The organism is Synechococcus sp. PCC 7335, from assembly GCF_000155595.1.
In the GTDB taxonomy this organism is placed as follows: Bacteria; Cyanobacteriota; Cyanobacteriia; order Phormidesmidales; family Phormidesmidaceae; genus Phormidesmis.
In genome coordinates, this window is the sequence record NZ_DS989904.1 from 1,702,818 (window position 1) to 1,720,272 (window position 17,455).

Here is a 17,455-nt window from a genome sequence, read left to right on the forward strand (position 1 = left end):
TGATGCCAATCATGGTCGATCCTTTACTAAAACTGCATTCCCCTTATGAGTGACACCATCTTAGATGTTCAAGGTCTAACTGTTGAATTCGCAACGGCAGAAGAGCAGGGGAGTGATAGCCTTCGCGCAGTAGACAACGTTTCGTTTCGCTTAGCGCGTGGTCAGACTATCGGCATCGTGGGTGAATCAGGCTCTGGCAAGTCTGTTACCTCGTTAGCGGTGATGGGCCTAGTTCCAACTCCACCAGGAAGGGTGACTAACGGACAGGTGCTCTTTAAACCTAGCAATGGGTCTGTAGTTGATCTTCAACAGGTCTCCAAGCGGCAGATGCGGCACTATCGGGGTTGCCAAATCGCTATGATCTTTCAAGAACCCATGAGTTCGCTCAACCCAGTCTACACCTGTGGCTTTCAGCTAGTAGAGGCGATTCGCCAGCACCAGCGGATTTCTAAACAGGCGGCGTACGAGCAGGCGATCGCCCAGCTTATAGAGGTTCGTCTACTGCCACCAGAGATGCAGATGTTCGAGCAGGTGCGGCTAGAGCTTAATAGCGAAGACAGTGCTGTGGTTAGTCGGGAAGTTAAGCGCCGTCAAAGAGCAATGCTAGATCGCTTTCCGCACCAGCTCTCGGGCGGGCAGATTCAGCGGCTGATGATTGCGATGGCGCTCTCGTCTAACCCATCTTTGCTGATTGCGGATGAACCGACAACCGCGCTTGATGTCACTGTGCAGTCCACAATTCTAGATCTGCTAAGGGAACTGCGCGATCGCCGGGGCATGTCAATGATCTTCATCACCCACGATCTAGGTATCATTGCGGAAATTGCTGATCAAGTGGCGGTGATGTACCAAGGCAAAATTGTGGAAACCGGGGCGGTGCTCGACATCTTCAAATCGCCCCAACATCCATATACGCAAGGATTACTAGCCTGCCGTCCGCGACCGGATCAAAGGTTACGCCAGCTACCCACAGTCTCAGACTACATGGAAGAAGTGGTCAGTCCAGAAGGCGATCGCATCATTCAAGCCAAGTCTCAAGACAATTATGGAACTGGGCTTCCTCCCATACGAGAAATTAGCCCTCGCGAGATGCAGATTCGGCTAAACGATCTAGAAGAGAAGGGGCCGTTAATCACTGTTGAAAACTTAAAGGTTGGCTATCCGGTGCAAGGCGTTTTTGGTCGAATAGAGCGCTATGTAATGGCAGTCAATGAAGTTTCCTTTGAGGTATACCAGGGTGAGACCTTTGGCCTGGTGGGTGAATCAGGCTGTGGCAAGACGACGCTAGGCCGAGCGCTATTACAGCTTGTCAAGCCGATGGGTGGGAAGGTGTGGTTTGAAGGAAGAGAGCTGACGCAGTTGCGAGGCGGGCAAATGCGCAAGCGTCGCCGAGAAATGCAGGTGATTTTTCAAGATCCGTATAGCTCGCTCAATCCTAGGATGAGCATCGGCAATGCGATCGCCGAGCCGCTGAAGATTCATGGTGTCATCCGCCGCAGAAAGAATCTCAAAGAGCGCGTCGAGTATCTGCTAGAACGGGTTGGCCTCGATCCGCACTGTCTCAATCGCTTTCCGCACGAGTTCTCAGGGGGACAAAGGCAGCGGGTATGTATTGCTAGGGCGCTTGCACTTAGCCCCAAGTTTATTGTTTGTGATGAATCGGTATCAGCCTTGGATGTCTCGGTGCAGGCTCAGGTGTTGAACCTACTCAAGGAGCTACAAGCAGAATTCAAGCTTACCTATATCTTTATCTCGCATGATCTAGGGGTCGTGAAATTTATGAGCGATCGGATCATGGTCATGAATCAAGGCCGTATTGAAGAGATTGGCCCTGCCGAAGAGATCTACCAGCGTCCACGCCGAGACTATACTCGTCAGCTGATTTCGGCTATTCCAGAAGGCACCTTAAAAAGAATTCAAGACTTACAAACAGAAAGAGAAAGACAAAAGGCACTTCTCTAATCCACTCGTATACTTTACTTTGCTCGGCGTCCTTTGTGTGTCAGTAGGTGCGTCTATATACGTGCGCCTGTATTTACGGTGCCCATATATCTCTAGGTAGCAGATGGGTTGCTGATAGCCAAACAAGTACGTATAAAATAGTCCATACCTATAAAGTTTCAGAGCGGACTGACTTCTTCATGCCGAGACACAAAAGCCTAGTTGAAGCGCGCTTTAAGAATATAAGTCAACAAATATTTTTTTCTTAAAGTCTACGTGTATTTACGTACATATTTATAGAAGGCGTATTTTTGATCGCTAACATACTGAGTCCAGGGATGTAACGCAATAAGGTTCTAACTCACTCAGTACTACAGTTCTCCATGACCAACGCTTATATTCAGCTCGCCCGCCAAGGTAGAAATCACTGGTGGCGATATCTAGCGGGCTGTTTTTTCACACTCTTTCTGTTTATTGCTGGCGGTACGCTCACATTAGGGCTATTCGTCGCCTATATCACTAACGATAACAATCCAAATACCGAAGTGCTTTCGCCAGAAGCAGTAGCCGCTGGTCAGCCTTTCATCGTGGGTGTTTCGCCTCTAGTTCTCTACATTGTCTACAATCTAGCGTTTCCCTTCTTCTTGTTCGGTCTCTATCTATCAGTTCGTTTTCTTCACAGACGACCCTTTCAGACTTTGATCACATCTACGAATCAAATTAGCTGGCGGCGGATCGGCCAAGGATTCGCCGTCTACTTTCTGCTTGTCGTCATTCAGACAGCTATCAGCTATGCGCTTTCGCCGCAAACGTTCGCGCTTAACTTTCGGCTATGGCCCTTTCTTGGATTCTTGCCGACTGTTGTTGTTCTAACTTCTCTACAAACTTCAACAGAAGAACTCTTTTTTAGAGGATATCTTCTACAAGGTATCGGCTACCGTTTTGGCAAATGGCTGGCTATTCTTCTCCCCTCTTTGTTGTTTATGTTGTTACATCTATCCAACCCTGAGGTCATCACTCAAGATAGCTGGGACGCCGTTGCTAGCTTAGTTATCTATTACTTCATGATTGGTGCATTCTTAGCTTGGCTCACCCTTAAAGACAACGGTCTAGAGCTAGCGTTGGGTGTTCACGCGGCTAACAACATCGCTACTTTCCTACTAGTGACTAGTGACAACAGTGCAATCCCCTCCCCAGCGATTTTTCGTATCAGCGAGTTTGAAGCAAGTTTCGCTATTGTTATCTCTACGGCACTGATGCTATGGATATTTTCCTTTATTGTGTTTAGACTGCTGAGGCATCCTGGAAGAGATTGAAGATAGAAGTCGACAAGGATGAAACCGTAAAGGTGGGCACAGTCTATCGATAGATCCTGTAGACGCTACCTTTTACCTTATGTCCCTCGTACCCTTCTACGCTGTTCGATTGACGTTCAAACCTAAGATTAGCCTGCTTAAGAGCGTAGCGGAATTCGCCCTTGGTCGATCGATCGGAATCGCTGAGTAGGCAAATACCCCCTGGCTCTAGTACGGTCTGAATGAAAGTAACCAATGGCGCGATGTTGCGCTCTTCATAGATGACGTCGGCGGCTAGAAGTAAAGGCACCTGGAAATTAGGAGGGAAGCGCCAATCGAGAGGAAGCTTGTCGAAGTGGGTGAAACCATTGGCGATCGCATTTTCTGCTGCAAACTCTACGGCTGTCGCGTCATAGTCGCTGAAAGTAACATGCATGCCCAAAGAAAGCGCCACAATCCCCGCTAAGCCCACACCGCAGCCTATTTCAAGCGCCCGATGGTTAGCGGGCCAAGTTTGTTGTATCAGCACATTGCTCAGCATCTGTGAAGAAGGCCAAAGCTCCGCCCAGTAAGGCATATATTGATCGACATGGAAGGCATCTTGAGTGCTTGGATGATCGAGTAGCTCGTCTGCATTGCCCGGATAGGCGATTTGAAACGTCTTTGAACCGACAGTGATAGATTTGTGCAGCCGCTGGGTCACTGCTTCTAATGGCGTAGTGTGTAAGAAGGCGGAGGAATCAGCAGACATAGAGGTGGATCACGAAGGCAAGCGCAAGATAGAGTTAGGGCAACAAACGCTATAAGTATGCTACACGCGTATTACAGCAATAGACTCTAGATCTAAGGGCATCTAAGGCTCTGTCCGATACCTTTTGTATATTCTCACTGAGCTTTCTTACTAAGCTACAGATGAAGGTGACTACCAATACACTTCTAACGCCCAGTGCCCGCTAGGGTGTAGCCATATTTCCTGTCCTACCACATCAGAGAGTACAGTCGATTGCGTCCTCCTCTAACGAGTCCATTTCAGCGCATCCGGACTGGCGCACTATTCTTCCTGGTCACGATTCTGGTCGCGGTTGTTGGCTATATTTTAGCTGGATGGACGCTGCTAGACGCTATCTATATGGTGGTCATCACCGTCTTTGGGGTGGGCTATGGAGAAGTCAATCCTCTCGAAACCACCTCAATACGGTTGTTTACTATCTTCGTCATCTTTGCTGGCGCGCTATCGGTGGCTTACATCGTAGCGGGCTTTGTCCAACTCGTAACCGAAGGCGAACTTCGCCGAGCGCTTAAACTTAGACAAATGACCCAAGAAATCCAGAACTTAGCTAATCATGTAATCGTCTGCGGATACGGTCGTATGGGTCAGATGCTCACCCAAAAACTTGAGGCAGACGACCAACGCTTTATTGTCTTGGATCGCAACCCGGACCGCATTAACGCGGCTCAAGTATTAGGCTACCTGGTCTACTTAGGGAATGCAACCGACGAAGACCAGCTCAAAGCTGTGGGTATTGATCGTGCTCGCGCCTTAGCGACCGTTCTGCCCGAAGATGCGGCTAATGTATTTATTAGTCTGACTGCCAAAGAACTCAACCCGCAGCTCATGGTGGTGGCAAGGGGAACGCTACCGTCTTCAGAGAAAAAGCTACGCCTGGCTGGCGCTGATGAGGTTGTTTTGCCAGCTAGCATCGGAGCGTTGCGTATAGCGCACTTAATCTCGCATCCTAGCGCTGTCAATTTTTTATCTAAAGATGACGGCCGTGCCAATCTCAATCAGATGCTAGCCGAGATCGACATTCAAATGAATGAGCTCTCGGTTCGAGCAAGGTCCCCTTTAGTCGGAAGAACGATCGCTGATGTTGAACTGCGTGGTCGAGGCACTTTTATCATTGTTGCTCTAAGAAGATCTGATGGGGAAGTTGTTATCCATCCCCAGCCCAATGAAGCGCTACACGAAGGAGATATCGTTATGATCATGGGTCATCAGGAAGATATGCCCAACTTTGCCCAAAGACATGCAGTGAGGTCCCAGCTACGCTATCGAGGTGCTAGAGTTCGCTAGTTGCTAGACGTTAGTTGGCCTTTCTCTTACACCTGTGACTAGTTTTCCTGTTGTCTATCATCCGGCTTATGTGACACCTTTGCCAGATGGTCACCGCTTTCCAATGCCAAAATTTCGGCTGCTGCGGGATCTACTCGTGCGCGATCGCATCATCACAGAAGCGCAAATCTTTCAGCCTGGAGCGCCCCCGGTGGACTGGCTAGAGCTAGTCCACACAGCCGACTACGTTCAGGCCTATTGCAGTGGCAGTATAGAGACTAAAGCTCAAAGGCGCATTGGTTTGCCCTGGAGTCCAGGCTTAGTTCAAAGAACCTGCACCGCTGTAGGCGGTACGATATTAACTGCAAAACTAGCTCTAAAGCATGGCATCGCCTGCAACACGGCGGGCGGCACTCATCATGCTTTTCCAGACTATGGCTCAGGCTTTTGCATTTTCAATGACTTAGCGATCGCTATCAAAGTCCTACAGTCCCAAAACCTAATTCACCGCGCCTTAATTATCGATCTAGACGTCCATCAAGGAGATGGTAGTGCTTTCATCTTCAAAGACGATCCTAGTGTTTTTACGTTTTCGATGCACTGCAAAGCTAACTTTCCTGGTCGCAAGCAACAGAGCGATCTAGACGTAGCCCTTGATGAAGATACTGGAGATGCCGTGTATTTGGCAACGCTGCGATCACATCTCTATCCGCTTCTAGCCCAAGTCAACCCTGATCTAGTCCTTTACGATGCGGGCGTAGACGTGCATAAAGACGATCGATTAGGTAAGCTAGCGCTCACAGATGAAGGGATATATCAGCGCGATCGCCTTGTCCTTCAAACCTGCTACAGCGCCGGCTATCCGATTGCTTGCGTCATCGGCGGTGGCTACGGCGAGGATATGGATGCCTTGATCTATCGCCATTCGCTGCTACATCGCGCCGCTAAGTCGGTGTTAGTGGCAAAATAGAACCTAATGCCAAGATGTCTTACTTAACGACCGCCGTCAACATGTCTGTTACTGTTGCCACTTTCTACAAGTTCGCAGATCTGAACGACTACGCAGATCTGCAGCTGCCGCTTAGAGATCTTTGTGAGCAACAACAGGTCAAGGGCACTATCTTACTAGCAGCAGAAGGTATCAACGGCACTATCGCTGGAACCCACGAAGGCATCGATACAGTCTTAGCCTATATCTGTACCGATTCGCGCTTAGCTAGTCTGGATATTAAAAAATCGTCTGCTAGCAAGCTGCCATTTGAAAAGCTTAAAGTCCGCCTAAAAAAAGAGATTGTCACCATTGGCTTACCAGAGCTTAACCCTACGCAGCAAGTTGGAACCTATGTCTCTGCTAAAGCGTGGAACGAGATTATTGCTGACCCAGAAGTTACTGTTATCGACACTCGTAATAATTATGAGGTCGGTATGGGCACTTTTCAAGGCGCTAATAATCCTCAGACAGAAGTTTTCAATGAATTTCCTGACTATGTAAAAGAAAACCTAGATCCTAAAAAGAACAAGAAAGTTGCAATGTTTTGCACAGGCGGTATTCGCTGCGAGAAAGCGTCTTCATACATGCTCGCTCAAGGTTTTGAAGAGGTTTATCATCTTAAAGGTGGCATCCTAAAGTACCTTGAAGAAGTTCCAGAAGAAGAAAGCTTGTGGAAAGGAGAGTGTTTTGTTTTTGATGAGCGGGTTGCTATCAAGCACGGCCTCGAACCGGGTACCTATGCCATGTGCTATGCCTGCGGGCATCCTGTTTCTAGGGCAGATCAACACTCGGCCGACTATGAGAGTGAGGTATCTTGCCCTCACTGTATTAAAGAGCTGACAAAGGAGAAGCGCGATCGCCTTCGAGAAAGAAAAAGGCAGCGCCACTTAAATGCAAACAAGAACAATGCGTCTAAAATCTAACGATTAAAAGAATGAGATCCAAATGGCTGCTTTAGGCATGGCCTGACTTTTGAGTATGTGTTCAGATGCTATAGAGCTTCTCAACCTCTAGTTTTTCAGAATAAGTAGTAGCCCGTCACCAATAGGCAACAGACTCATTGTCACTCTCTCATCATTTCGCACTTTCTCATTCAAAGCTCGAATACGCTGGGTTCTCTTATCTTGTATGTCAAGATCGGCGACGCGGCCATACCAGAGCATATTGTCTATAGCGATGAGGCCCCCTGGTCTGACTAGCTGCAGCGATTTTTCGTAGTAGCTGTCGTAGTTGCTTTTGTCAGCGTCGATAAAGGCAAAGTCGAAGGTGTCGGATTCTCTATTAGCGATGAGATTGTCGAGCGTTTCTAGAGCAGGTGCAATTCGTAACTCTATTTTGTGGGCGACATTGGCTTTCTTCCAGTAGGCACGAGCGATCGCACAGTCTTTTTCATTCACGTCGCAGGCTACTATGCGCCCCTCGTCTGGTAGCGCTAATGCCACACTCAAAGTGCTGTAGCCGGTAAAGACACCAATTTCCAGCGTCTTTTTGGCATTGATTAGCTGCACTAGCAGCGCCATGAACTGACCTTGCTCAGGCGAGATTTGCATTCTCGACTGAGGATGCTGGGCCGTCCGCTTTCTTAACTCCGTTTGAACAGGCAGTTCCCTAAGCGATGCCGACAGTAGATAGTCGTGCAGGCGATCGCCTAGACCAATTGATTGATTAGACATTGAGACATGTGGAATCGGCGGCTGGGACTCGGCGGCTGCGAGAGGCTTACGCCGCACACATTACGCTACGCATTGTCTTCATATTACCGGGTAAGTCATAGCGTATCGCCTGTTCAATCAGAAAGCTAGGCACCGGGATCAGTGGCGTTGCCTTGACAGAATAGGTAATTAGCGTACCTGCACCGTAGTCTTCTAAGGTCAAATCGGCAGCAAAATCTGAAAAAGTACCCCGCTCGAAGCGAAACTGGATGTTCTGGTGCAGCGTCTCGATCACTTGGAGGTAGATCTCTACCTGGGCAGAGAACATCATGAAGGCTTTGCGAGCAACCTGGTAAAGTCTGCGGGTGGCCAAATGAGTTTTAGTCTGATGCTTAGCTTCTAATACTTGACTTTGCACGATGTCTGGAAAGTAGTGAACCCATTTGCTGTAGTCAGTTAGCTGCTGCCAAGTTTGCGATCGCATCATCGGCACATACATCGTAGCGGTCACTGCGGCTCCTTTATTCGTAGGTGACATCGAGATCAGCACATCACCCTGTAGTAAAGACTTTTCTTGCTGTAGCGTTACAGCATCGGGTGCGCAAAGAGTCGAAGAAACTGTCATAAAATCCAGAGGAATAAGTAAAACGAACTTTGCCTTCTTGTAACCAAGCTTGCAACCACACGTATGATTGTGGCCGAACGACACATTACTCGTCAGACTCTATAGCCAGTCTGAGAACAGTCCCATTATTGCTCGCTCCTGTAGAAAAGCAGGTTAAGTCCATGCAAGGAATGGATGAACTTTCAGTAAATTCGCCCATCCTTGCTGCTGTCATGGTTGAACTGCCACGGTTAGAGAGTGCCCCAGCACTCAATCGCGGCATTCACCTTTAGCAGACGTTGTAGAAGTCGCAATAGTACCCAAACAGAAATAATACCGAGCGCTTCCGAAACTTCCGCCTGCGAACAAACATTAACAGCGACCCCATAGATGAAATCGTATTCGATCTTACCAAATGTATAGATTTATTTATTGATCCCTGCATTTGTAACTACATCCTGTATTGGTAACTACAAATAGAGGCGTCTTAACCATGTTCAACCGCTTTCGCCTTACTCCTGGCTCTCAGCTGCTGCTGCTACTTATTTGTCTGACGCTTGCGATATGGATCTTACGGGGGCTTACGCTTTTATCGTTTCTACCAGGAATTGTGCTGTGGCTACTCATACTCGCCTGCCTGAGCGTGTTTGTCTTCAATAGTTTGCAGTCGATGCGCTAGCTCGCGTTTATGCCGTTCAATCATTGCTCTGCACACGGTCAAATTTAGCAAGTCGCCAATTAGCATAACCAAGGATGTTAGCCACAGCCACAGCAATAGTACGATTACCGTCGCCACCGCGCTATAGACAAAATTACCAAAGTGAGCCACGTACAGCCGGAACAGGCTGGAAATCACCGCCCAAGAGAGCGCAGCTAGAACCGCGCCAGGCATGATTGGCTTTCCTGGCGTCCAGCGGCTAGGCCCAAATCGATAGATAAAAGCAAACGCAGACGACATGATGCTTAGCGCTAGGGGCCAGCGAGAGTATCCCCAGGCCTTTGCCATCCATGAGCCGATGTCTCCTCGGCTGTAGTAGATGAGTTGACCCACTGCCCATTCACTGATGAAGACAAAGCAGGAAGCAGAAATCAGTAGCGCGATCGTGCCTAACGTGAGCGTAATCGAAACCAGTCGTGCCTTCCAAAAAGGCCGCCGCCGCCGTATAGGGATTTGCTGCATTTGATCTAGCGCCCGCATTGCTGCGCTCATGGCCCCAGACGAAGCCCACAGCGCAAAAGCAAAACTCACTGAGAATAAGCCTCGACTAGGCTGATCAGTGACTACCGCTTCAAAGCCATAGATCAGCTCTGGCACGCCAGCAGGGGCGACTTCGCTGAGCTGTTGAGCCAGCTTCAAAAATGTAGACTGAAGGGGGCTAAAGATGCCAATTGCGGTGAATAGAGCCAGAATCGCCGGGAACAGGCCGAGCATAGAGTTGTAAGCCATTTCAGAAGCTAAGCTTGGCAGCCGTTGGCGAAACGTATTACGAACAACTCGGCGCACCGTCAGCAGGTTGAGATAGCTCAAGAAGCGAACAAATTCAATCGGCGACAATACGTGCCGAATTCGCTGTAGCGGCCTTTGATTGCGATAGGTTGCGTATAGTTTTTTGGAAACGGCGCGATGACGTGAGGCCACAAAGGTTTCGATGGGTATGTATAAAGTCAGCTATCTAGACGGTGACTGGGCATTAGCTGAGAGATCTCTCGTATTTTGACATATCGGTAGATCTAGACTTATCTAACACTAGTTGCCTTCTTCTTAGGACTTACTCTCTAAAAACGCTCCAATGGATATTTGTCTGACTAGTCGCCATAAGACGAAAGCTGTAGTGTCATAGTTTTAGAACGTTACAGCTCTAAAGCATTACAGTTCCCCATTGCTGGCGGTAGGGAGATCAGGGCGGCAATACCTACCTTTTGAAGCCGTGAACACCGAATCGCAAGGAGCTGGCTCGATCTTTACAATATAGACATCTACAGCGATATCAAAAACCGCCTGAAGTGTATAGAACAAGGCTTACGAGCACCAATCTACAGCTGTAGCTGCTGTTATGAGAGTGCAGTGGCCAGAAGAGGACACGTCTATGGCGGATCTGTCTAATTAGAAGCCGAAAGTAAGTGCTTGAGGATAGAAGCCATGCAAATCAACGACCCCAATAAGTTTACTGAGAAAGTTCGAAGTGCTCTAGATAGCACTATAGAAGTTGTCAAGCAATCAAGTCAGCAACAGCTAGAGCCAGAGCACCTGATGCTGGCGCTTCTAGATCAAGAAGGACTAGCCCCACGAATTTTCCAGAAGCTGGGTGTGTCCGTTGAAGACATGCGTTCATACACTCAGGATTTTATCGACAAGCAGCCTAAGGTTAGTAATAGTGAGTCGGTTTATATTGGCAAACACACCAGCACCCTACTTGATAGAGCCGACAGCTACCGCCAGAAGTTAGAAGACGATTTTATTTCCGTTGAGCATTTGGTCTTTGGCTTTGTAGGCGACGAACACTTTGGCCGAGGTCTGTTCAAGGCTTTTGGTATCAAAGAAAACGATCTCACCCAAGCGATCACGCAGATAAGAGGAACTCACAAAGTGACCGATCAAAACCCTGAAGTAAAGTACGAATCACTGGAGAAATATGGCCGCGACTTGACTGAATATGCTCGTGAAGGTCGACTAGATCCTGTGATTGGACGCGACGATGAAATTCGTCGAACCATTCAGATTTTGTCTCGTCGAACAAAGAACAATCCGGTGCTGATCGGTGAACCAGGGGTGGGTAAAACTGCGATCGCAGAAGGACTAGCTCAGCGTATTGTGCGTGGCGACGTGCCTCAATCTCTACAAGATCGCACACTAATCTCGCTAGATATGGGCGCTTTGATTGCAGGTGCCAAGTATCGAGGCGAGTTTGAAGAACGGCTCAAAGCAGTTCTAAAAGAAGTTACCGAATCTACTGGTCAGATTGTTCTATTTATTGACGAGATTCATACTGTTGTCGGTGCAGGTGCGACCCAAGGCGCGATGGATGCTGGGAACTTGTTGAAACCGATGCTAGCGCGTGGTGAGCTACGCTGTATTGGTGCAACGACTTTGGATGAATATCGCCAGCATATAGAAAAAGACGCAGCGCTCGAAAGACGATTCCAGCAGGTATATGTTGACCAGCCATCCGTAGCAGATACTGTTTCTATTCTGCGCGGACTTAAAGAGCGATATGAAGTACATCACGGTGTGAAGATTGCCGACAACGCGTTGGTTGCTGCTGCTGCTTTATCGACTCGGTATATTAGCGATAGATTCCTTCCAGATAAGGCCATTGACCTAGTTGACGAAGCTGCTGCTAAGCTGAAAATGGAGATCACTTCTAAGCCTGAAGAGCTAGATGAGGTTGATCGCAAGATACTTCAGCTAGAGATGGAACGCCTTTCTTTGCAAAAAGAAAGCGATGCCGGTTCTATTGAGCGGTTAGAACGGCTAGAAGAAGAACTGGCTAACCTTAAAGAAGAGCAGGCTGAGCTGAGTGCTCAGTGGCAGTCTGAGAAGGACACTATCGGCAATATCCAGTCGATCAAAGAAGAGATTGATCATGTCAATGTTGAGATTGAACAAGCGGAGCGTAACTACGACTACAACCGCGGCGCTGAGCTGAAGTATGGCAAATTAACTAAGCTACAAGACAAGCTGAGTCAGGCAGAAGCAGCGCTTGCAGAAACACAGGTCTCGGGTAAAACGCTGCTGCGTGAAGAAGTGACTGAAGCAGATATTGCTGAAATTATCTCTAAATGGACGGGCATTCCACTTAGCAAGCTAGTTGAGTCAGAGATGCAGAAGTTGTTGAACCTAGAAGATGAACTGCATCAACGGGTGATTGGTCAAGATGAGGCAGTAACTGCGGTGGCTGATTCTATTCAGCGATCGCGTGCGGGACTGGCCGATCCTGATCGGCCTATGGCTAGCTTTATCTTCCTTGGACCCACTGGCGTGGGCAAAACTGAGCTGGCTAAAGCCCTAGCTAGCTATCTATTTGATACCGAAGAGGCAATGGTTCGGATTGATATGTCCGAATATATGGAGAAGCATTCTGTTTCTCGCCTAGTCGGTGCTCCTCCTGGATATGTCGGCTATGACGAAGGTGGACAGCTGACTGAGGCCGTTCGTCGCCGTCCGTTTGCTGTGATTCTTTTTGACGAGATTGAAAAAGCTCATCCCGATGTCTTCAACATTCTTTTGCAGGTATTAGACGATGGTCGTATTACCGATTCACAAGGTCGTACGGTTGACTTTACCAACTCAATTATCATCATGACTAGCAACATCGGGTCGCAGTATATTCTAGATATTGCGGGTGATGATACTCAGTATGATGAGATGCGATCGCGGGTCACAGATGCTCTGCGTAGTCAGTTCCGCCCTGAATTTCTCAATCGCATTGACGAAATTATCATCTTCCATGCGCTAGTGAAATCACAGCTGCGCGACATCGTCAAAATTCAAATTAAACGTTTGGAAGCTCGCTTAGAAGAGCGCAAGCTAGCGCTAAAACTTTCTGATGCTGCTCTAGACTTCTTAGCCGATGTTGGCTACGACCCGACCTATGGTGCTCGTCCACTCAAGCGGGCTATTCAAAGAGAGATAGAAACTAAAATCGCTAAGGCAATCCTACGCAGTGAGTTTCTACCGGGTGATACTATCTTCGTCGATGTAGAAAACGAACGTTTGTCGTTCAAGCGTTTACCTGCTGAGCTGGTTACGGCATAGCCTTCTAGTTCTGTGTTCTATTTTTCAATAGATATATTGCTTAAGGAGATGGTGATGACCATCTCCTTTTTTAGTTTCTAGTAGTTTTTTAGTTTCAAGAAGTTTCATCAATTCTTCTTGAAGAATGCATGTTAGCAACCTGCGCGTTCATATATGTTGAAGCTATCAGGGATCGTATCGAGAGGTTAATGTCCTTGGGTTGATGTCCTTGACTTCGGCCCAGCGCAAAAGTCTTCTTGGTGAACCAAAGGATAGCGATCGCTCATACTTTCGTTATCTTTCATTATTAGAATACTGCTAACGAGTTTGGAGTAGATTACGTGCTCTCCTAACACTTAGCGAGCTATCTATATTTCGACGGTCCGCTCCCAGTCGAATTGGCGTAGTTACATCTTGCTGTTGGACTTTCATCGCTGTTGGACTTTTATCGAAAAGATACTGTCAAATTAATAGGAGTCTAAATATACATAACTCTAAACAAACTACATAACCTAGATAAACCATCTAACTATCCATCTAACTATGTTTAAAGGGGCTATTCCACATGACAATGTCTTCTAGGCAGCCTGCTCAAGCCACCCCCCAACCGAGGCTTGAGCTCACCGGCTCGCGGCAGTTCACAGCTTGGCTAGCAGAGCAGGCGCTTAGTCTTGGCTTTACTACCTACCAGGCCGGTAAGCTCTTCTTGATTGGGCTGCAAAAGGACGGACGGCTCTCGGTTTTTGAACGCACCTTCGAACGCTGTATGGGCCTATGCGCAACAGGCAATAGCCTTTATATGAGTTCGCTCTATCAGCTCTGGCGCTTCGAAAATATCCTAGAACCTGGGCAGCTGTCGGGCGAGTTCGATGCTTTGTACGTCCCGCAGATGAGCTACGTCACAGGCGATCTTGATATTCACGATGTGGCGATGACTACCGCAGACTATACGCTAAGTTCCAAGCTGCTAGGCGAACGAGTCAGCACGCCAGGTATCGTCTTCGTCAATACGTTGTTTGGCTGCCTAGCCACCCTGAGTGAAACACATAGCTTTCGGCCGGTTTGGCATCCGCCGTTCCTGTCCAAACTAGCCGCAGAAGACCGCTGCCATCTGAACGGGTTGGCGCTACAGGACGGACAGCCTGCCTATGTGACGGCGGTCAGTCAAAGCGATGTTGCCGATGGTTGGCGCGACCATCGGGTAAGTGGCGGCTGTGTGATTGATGTGCGTAGCAATGAGGTGGTTGCTACTGGCCTTTCGATGCCCCATTCGCCGCGGTGGTATCGGGGCAAGCTGTGGCTGCTGAATTCGGGTACGGGCGAGTTTGGTCAGGTTGATTTGGCCACCGGAAAGTTTGAGCCGGTGGCGTTTTGTCCGGGCTACTTACGGGGGCTAACGTTTGCGGACGACTTTGCAGTAGTTGGCCTATCGCAGTCGCGGGGGAACAAGACCTTTGCCGAGCTACCGCTAGAAGACCGGTTGCAGGCAAAGCAAGCGACGCCGCGCTGTGGGCTGAGTGTGATTGATTTGCGTAGTGGTGATGTGGCGCATAGTCTGCGCATAGAGGGTGTGGTAGAAGAACTCTACGATGTCGTGACGTTGCCGCAGGTAAGGCGGCCCCAGGCGATTGGCATCCGTAGTGATGAGATTCGGCGGGTACTCAGGGTGGCGGGTGAATAACTCGCGATAGACAAAAGATAAGAAAAACGGTCTGCGTCAACAGGCCGCTGTAGTTGTAAACACAAGGACGATAGCAAAATGGCTTTTCCAGCACAGTTTGACTTAGCAGACCTCGATGGCAGTAACGGCTTTGTAATTAATGGCGTCGACGAATTTGATTTCTCCGGTTATTCGGTGAGTGGTGCGGGTGATGTCAATGGTGATGGCATCGACGACCTGATCATTGGTGCAACTGGAGCCGACCCTAATGGCGAATTCTCAGGTGAGGTCTACGTAGTGTTTGGCCGCAGTGCGGGCTTTGATGCTGCCTTTGAACTCTCTAGCTTGGACGGCAGCAACGGCTTCGTACTCAATGGCATTGATGGCGGCGATCGCACTAGTCGTTCGGTGAGTGGTGCGGGTGACGTCAACGGCGATGGCTTCGATGATGTAATTATCAGCGCATACAGCGCCGAGCTCAACGGTAGTAGTGTAGGCGAGAACTACGTAGTGTTTGGCTCTGACGCGGGCTTTGACGCTGCCTTTGAGCTTTCTAGCTTGAACGGTAGTAACGGCTTCGTACTCAATGGCATCGACGAATTTGATTCCCCCGGTTATTCGGTGAGTGGTGCAGGTGATGTCAATGGTGATGGCTTTGATGACCTGATTATTGGTGCTCCCTTTGCCGACCCTAACGGCTTCGACTCGGGTGAGAGCTATGTGGTATTTGGTAGCGATGCTGGCTTTGACGCTACCCTCGAGCTTTCTAGCTTAGACGGCAGTAATGGCTTCGTACTCAACGGCATTGATGAAAATGGCTTCTTTGGTTTTTCGGTAAGTGGTGCGGGCGATGTCAATGGCGATGGCTTCGATGACGTAATTATTGGTGCACCCAATAGTTACCAGGGCTATATAGTGTTTGGCTCTGACGCGGGCTTTGACGCTGCCTTTGAGTTCTCCAGCTTAGATGGCAGTAATTTTTCTGTAATCGATGGCGTTGATAGGGGTGACCGCTTCGGTCATTCGGTGAGTGGGGCAGGCGATGTCAACGGCGATGGCTTTGATGATGTGATTATTGGCGCATATACAGCCGCCCCTAATGGCAACCGCAGCGCAGGTGAGAGCTATGTGGTGTTTGGTACTGATGCAGGCTTTCCCACTACCCTTGAGCTTTCTAGTCTAGATGGCAGCAATGGCTTCGTAATTAACGGCGTCGATAGCGGCGACTACTCCGGTTATTCGGTGAGTGGTGCAGGTGATGTCAACGGCGATGGCTTTGATGATGTGATTATTGGTGCATATCAAGCCGACCCTGATGGCGTAAATATTACCGGTGAGAGCTACGTGGTGTTTGGCACTGATGCAGGCTTCGATGCTGTCCTCGAACTCTCTAGCCTAGACGGTAGCAATGGCTTCATTCTCAGTGGCATCGACGAATTTGATTTCTCTGGTTTTTCGGTGAGCGGAGCAGGTGATGTCAACGGCGATGGCTTCGATGACCTGATTATTGGTGCATTTCGAGCTGCCCCTAATGGTATGAGGCTTGCTGGTGAGAGCTATGTGGTGTTTGGTGCCACTGATATCGGGTTATCTACAAACACTATCATCGGCACTAATGGCGACGATACACTTATCGGCAGCAAGAACAAAGACCTTCTGTTCGGCCTGGCGGGCAACGACTTTCTTGATGGCAGGAACAACAGCGATTCGCTCGACGGCGGTAAGGGTAACGATATCCTCAACGGTGGTCGAGGTAGCGATGCTCTCTTCGGTGGTAACGGGAACGACATCCTCAACGGCGGAGCCGACAACGATTCGCTTGATGGTGGCAACGGCCGCGATACGCTCAACGGTGACAAAGGTAACGATACGCTCGATGGTGGTCGAGGTAGCGACGCTCTCTTTGGTAACGATGGCAACGACATCCTCAACGGTGGAAAAGGCAACGATACGCTAGACGGCGGTAAGGGTAACGATACGCTAGACGGCGGCCGGGGAAATGACCTGCTCAACGGTGGTCGGGGCTTAGATGTGCTCGATGGCGGTCGGGGGAATGACTCGCTCAACGGCGGGGCGGACAACGACACGCTCGATGGCGGCAAGGGCAACGATACGCTAGACGGGGGCCGTGGTAACGACCTGCTCACCGGTGGTAACGGTAGAGATGTACTGCTGGGCAGCGATGGAGATGACACCCTCGTCGGTGGGGGCAACAACGATACGCTCACAGGCGGTAACGGTAGAGACACGTTTGTCCTATCAGTTGGTGGTGGCGTTGACACCATCACAGACTTCGACAGTAAAGACCTGATTGGTCTAGCGGGCGGACTGGGTATAGGCGAACTTTCCTTCGTAGGTAGTGACATCTTCGTTACTGATACGAACGAAGTGCTAGCGACCCTCACTGGCATTGATACGACAAGTTTGAGCAACAGTCAGTTCGTACTGGTCTAAGCGCTTTTAGCCTAGGTTCAGGCGAACTCGAATATCTCAAATATGAAAAACGGCCTGCGTCAACAGGCCG

Annotated in this window: 13 protein-coding genes; 9 read left to right on the plus strand and 4 right to left on the minus strand. The window is 49.1% G+C overall.

What is annotated here, in order from left to right; all coding sequences use genetic code 11:
• The first annotated feature begins 45 nt into the window (after positions 1–45).
• Entirely contained in the window at positions 46–1,962 is a 1,917-nt protein-coding gene (locus S7335_RS07540; protein ID WP_006456865.1) for an ABC transporter ATP-binding protein, read from the plus strand.
• 362 nt (positions 1,963–2,324) lie between these two features.
• Positions 2,325–3,257, plus strand: coding sequence for a CPBP family intramembrane glutamic endopeptidase (locus tag S7335_RS07545; protein WP_006453881.1), 933 nt, complete (start codon positions 2,325–2,327; stop codon positions 3,255–3,257).
• 43 nt (positions 3,258–3,300) lie between these two features.
• Here the strand turns inward: S7335_RS07545 and S7335_RS07550 are convergent, their stop codons facing one another.
• Positions 3,301–3,987 (minus strand): methyltransferase, encoded by a 687-nt coding sequence (locus tag S7335_RS07550; RefSeq protein ID WP_006455439.1) that lies wholly within the window; start codon positions 3,985–3,987, stop codon positions 3,301–3,303.
• Positions 3,988–4,239: 252 nt separating this feature from the next.
• Here S7335_RS07550 and S7335_RS07555 point away from each other — a divergent pair, with 252 nt between their 5' ends.
• The 3 genes from S7335_RS07555 to S7335_RS07565 are packed head-to-tail and all read left to right on the plus strand — an operon-like array spanning position 4,240 to position 7,203.
• Complete coding sequence (locus tag S7335_RS07555) at positions 4,240–5,310, plus strand: TrkA family potassium uptake protein (RefSeq protein WP_006456674.1); 1,071 nt, start codon at positions 4,240–4,242, stop codon at positions 5,308–5,310.
• Positions 5,311–5,344: 34 nt separating this feature from the next.
• Complete coding sequence (locus S7335_RS07560; RefSeq protein WP_006453687.1) at positions 5,345–6,259, plus strand: histone deacetylase; 915 nt, start codon at positions 5,345–5,347, stop codon at positions 6,257–6,259.
• Positions 6,260–6,300: 41 nt separating this feature from the next.
• On the plus strand, positions 6,301–7,203 hold the full coding sequence (locus S7335_RS07565) for a rhodanese-related sulfurtransferase (RefSeq protein ID WP_038015854.1): 903 nt from the start codon (positions 6,301–6,303) through the stop codon (positions 7,201–7,203).
• A gap of 87 nt (positions 7,204–7,290) precedes the next feature.
• On the opposite strand, the gene S7335_RS07570 is transcribed toward S7335_RS07565, so the two are convergent.
• Positions 7,291–8,010 carry a class I SAM-dependent methyltransferase gene (locus S7335_RS07570; RefSeq protein ID WP_227499962.1) on the minus strand — a complete coding sequence of 240 codons (720 nt, stop codon included), beginning with the start codon at positions 8,008–8,010 and terminating at the stop codon, positions 7,291–7,293.
• A complete protein-coding gene (locus S7335_RS07575) occupies positions 8,000–8,557 on the minus strand; it encodes an SRPBCC family protein (protein ID WP_006456827.1) in 558 nt (185 codons plus the stop codon). The genes S7335_RS07570 and S7335_RS07575 overlap by 11 nt, the downstream gene beginning before the upstream one ends.
• A gap of 128 nt (positions 8,558–8,685) precedes the next feature.
• Between S7335_RS07575 and S7335_RS28775 the strand changes: the two genes are divergently transcribed.
• Complete coding sequence (locus S7335_RS28775) at positions 8,686–8,829, plus strand: hypothetical protein (RefSeq protein ID WP_006453584.1); 144 nt, start codon at positions 8,686–8,688, stop codon at positions 8,827–8,829.
• Positions 8,830–9,155: 326 nt separating this feature from the next.
• On the opposite strand, the gene S7335_RS07580 is transcribed toward S7335_RS28775, so the two are convergent.
• Positions 9,156–10,175: a YihY/virulence factor BrkB family protein gene (locus S7335_RS07580; RefSeq protein ID WP_227499963.1), complete on the minus strand. Its 1,020-nt coding sequence runs from the start codon at positions 10,173–10,175 to the stop codon at positions 9,156–9,158.
• A gap of 501 nt (positions 10,176–10,676) precedes the next feature.
• Between S7335_RS07580 and clpB the strand changes: the two genes are divergently transcribed.
• From clpB to S7335_RS07595, 3 genes are all read left to right on the plus strand, one after another.
• Complete coding sequence (gene clpB / locus S7335_RS07585; RefSeq protein ID WP_006453995.1) at positions 10,677–13,292, plus strand: ATP-dependent chaperone ClpB; 2,616 nt, start codon at positions 10,677–10,679, stop codon at positions 13,290–13,292.
• A 544-nt stretch (positions 13,293–13,836) separates the two neighbouring features.
• Positions 13,837–14,952, plus strand: coding sequence for a TIGR03032 family protein (locus tag S7335_RS07590; RefSeq protein ID WP_157620124.1), 1,116 nt, complete (start codon positions 13,837–13,839; stop codon positions 14,950–14,952).
• 78 nt (positions 14,953–15,030) lie between these two features.
• On the plus strand, positions 15,031–17,385 hold the full coding sequence (locus S7335_RS07595) for an FG-GAP repeat protein (protein ID WP_006454995.1): 2,355 nt from the start codon (positions 15,031–15,033) through the stop codon (positions 17,383–17,385).
• Positions 17,386–17,455 lie beyond the last annotated feature (70 nt).

Coding starts and splice junctions, on each gene's coding strand:
- S7335_RS07550 (WP_006455439.1), bottom strand. CDS start 3,987: ATGTCTGCTGATTCCTCCGCCTTCTTACACACTACGCCATTAGAAGCA.
- S7335_RS07575 (WP_006456827.1), bottom strand. CDS start 8,557: ATGACAGTTTCTTCGACTCTTTGCGCACCCGATGCTGTAACGCTACAG.
- S7335_RS07565 (WP_038015854.1), top strand. CDS start 6,301: ATGTCTGTTACTGTTGCCACTTTCTACAAGTTCGCAGATCTGAACGAC.
- clpB (WP_006453995.1), top strand. CDS start 10,677: ATGCAAATCAACGACCCCAATAAGTTTACTGAGAAAGTTCGAAGTGCT.
- S7335_RS07540 (WP_006456865.1), top strand. CDS start 46: ATGAGTGACACCATCTTAGATGTTCAAGGTCTAACTGTTGAATTCGCA.
- S7335_RS07545 (WP_006453881.1), top strand. CDS start 2,325: ATGACCAACGCTTATATTCAGCTCGCCCGCCAAGGTAGAAATCACTGG.
- S7335_RS07595 (WP_006454995.1), top strand. CDS start 15,031: ATGGCTTTTCCAGCACAGTTTGACTTAGCAGACCTCGATGGCAGTAAC.
- S7335_RS07590 (WP_157620124.1), top strand. CDS start 13,837: ATGACAATGTCTTCTAGGCAGCCTGCTCAAGCCACCCCCCAACCGAGG.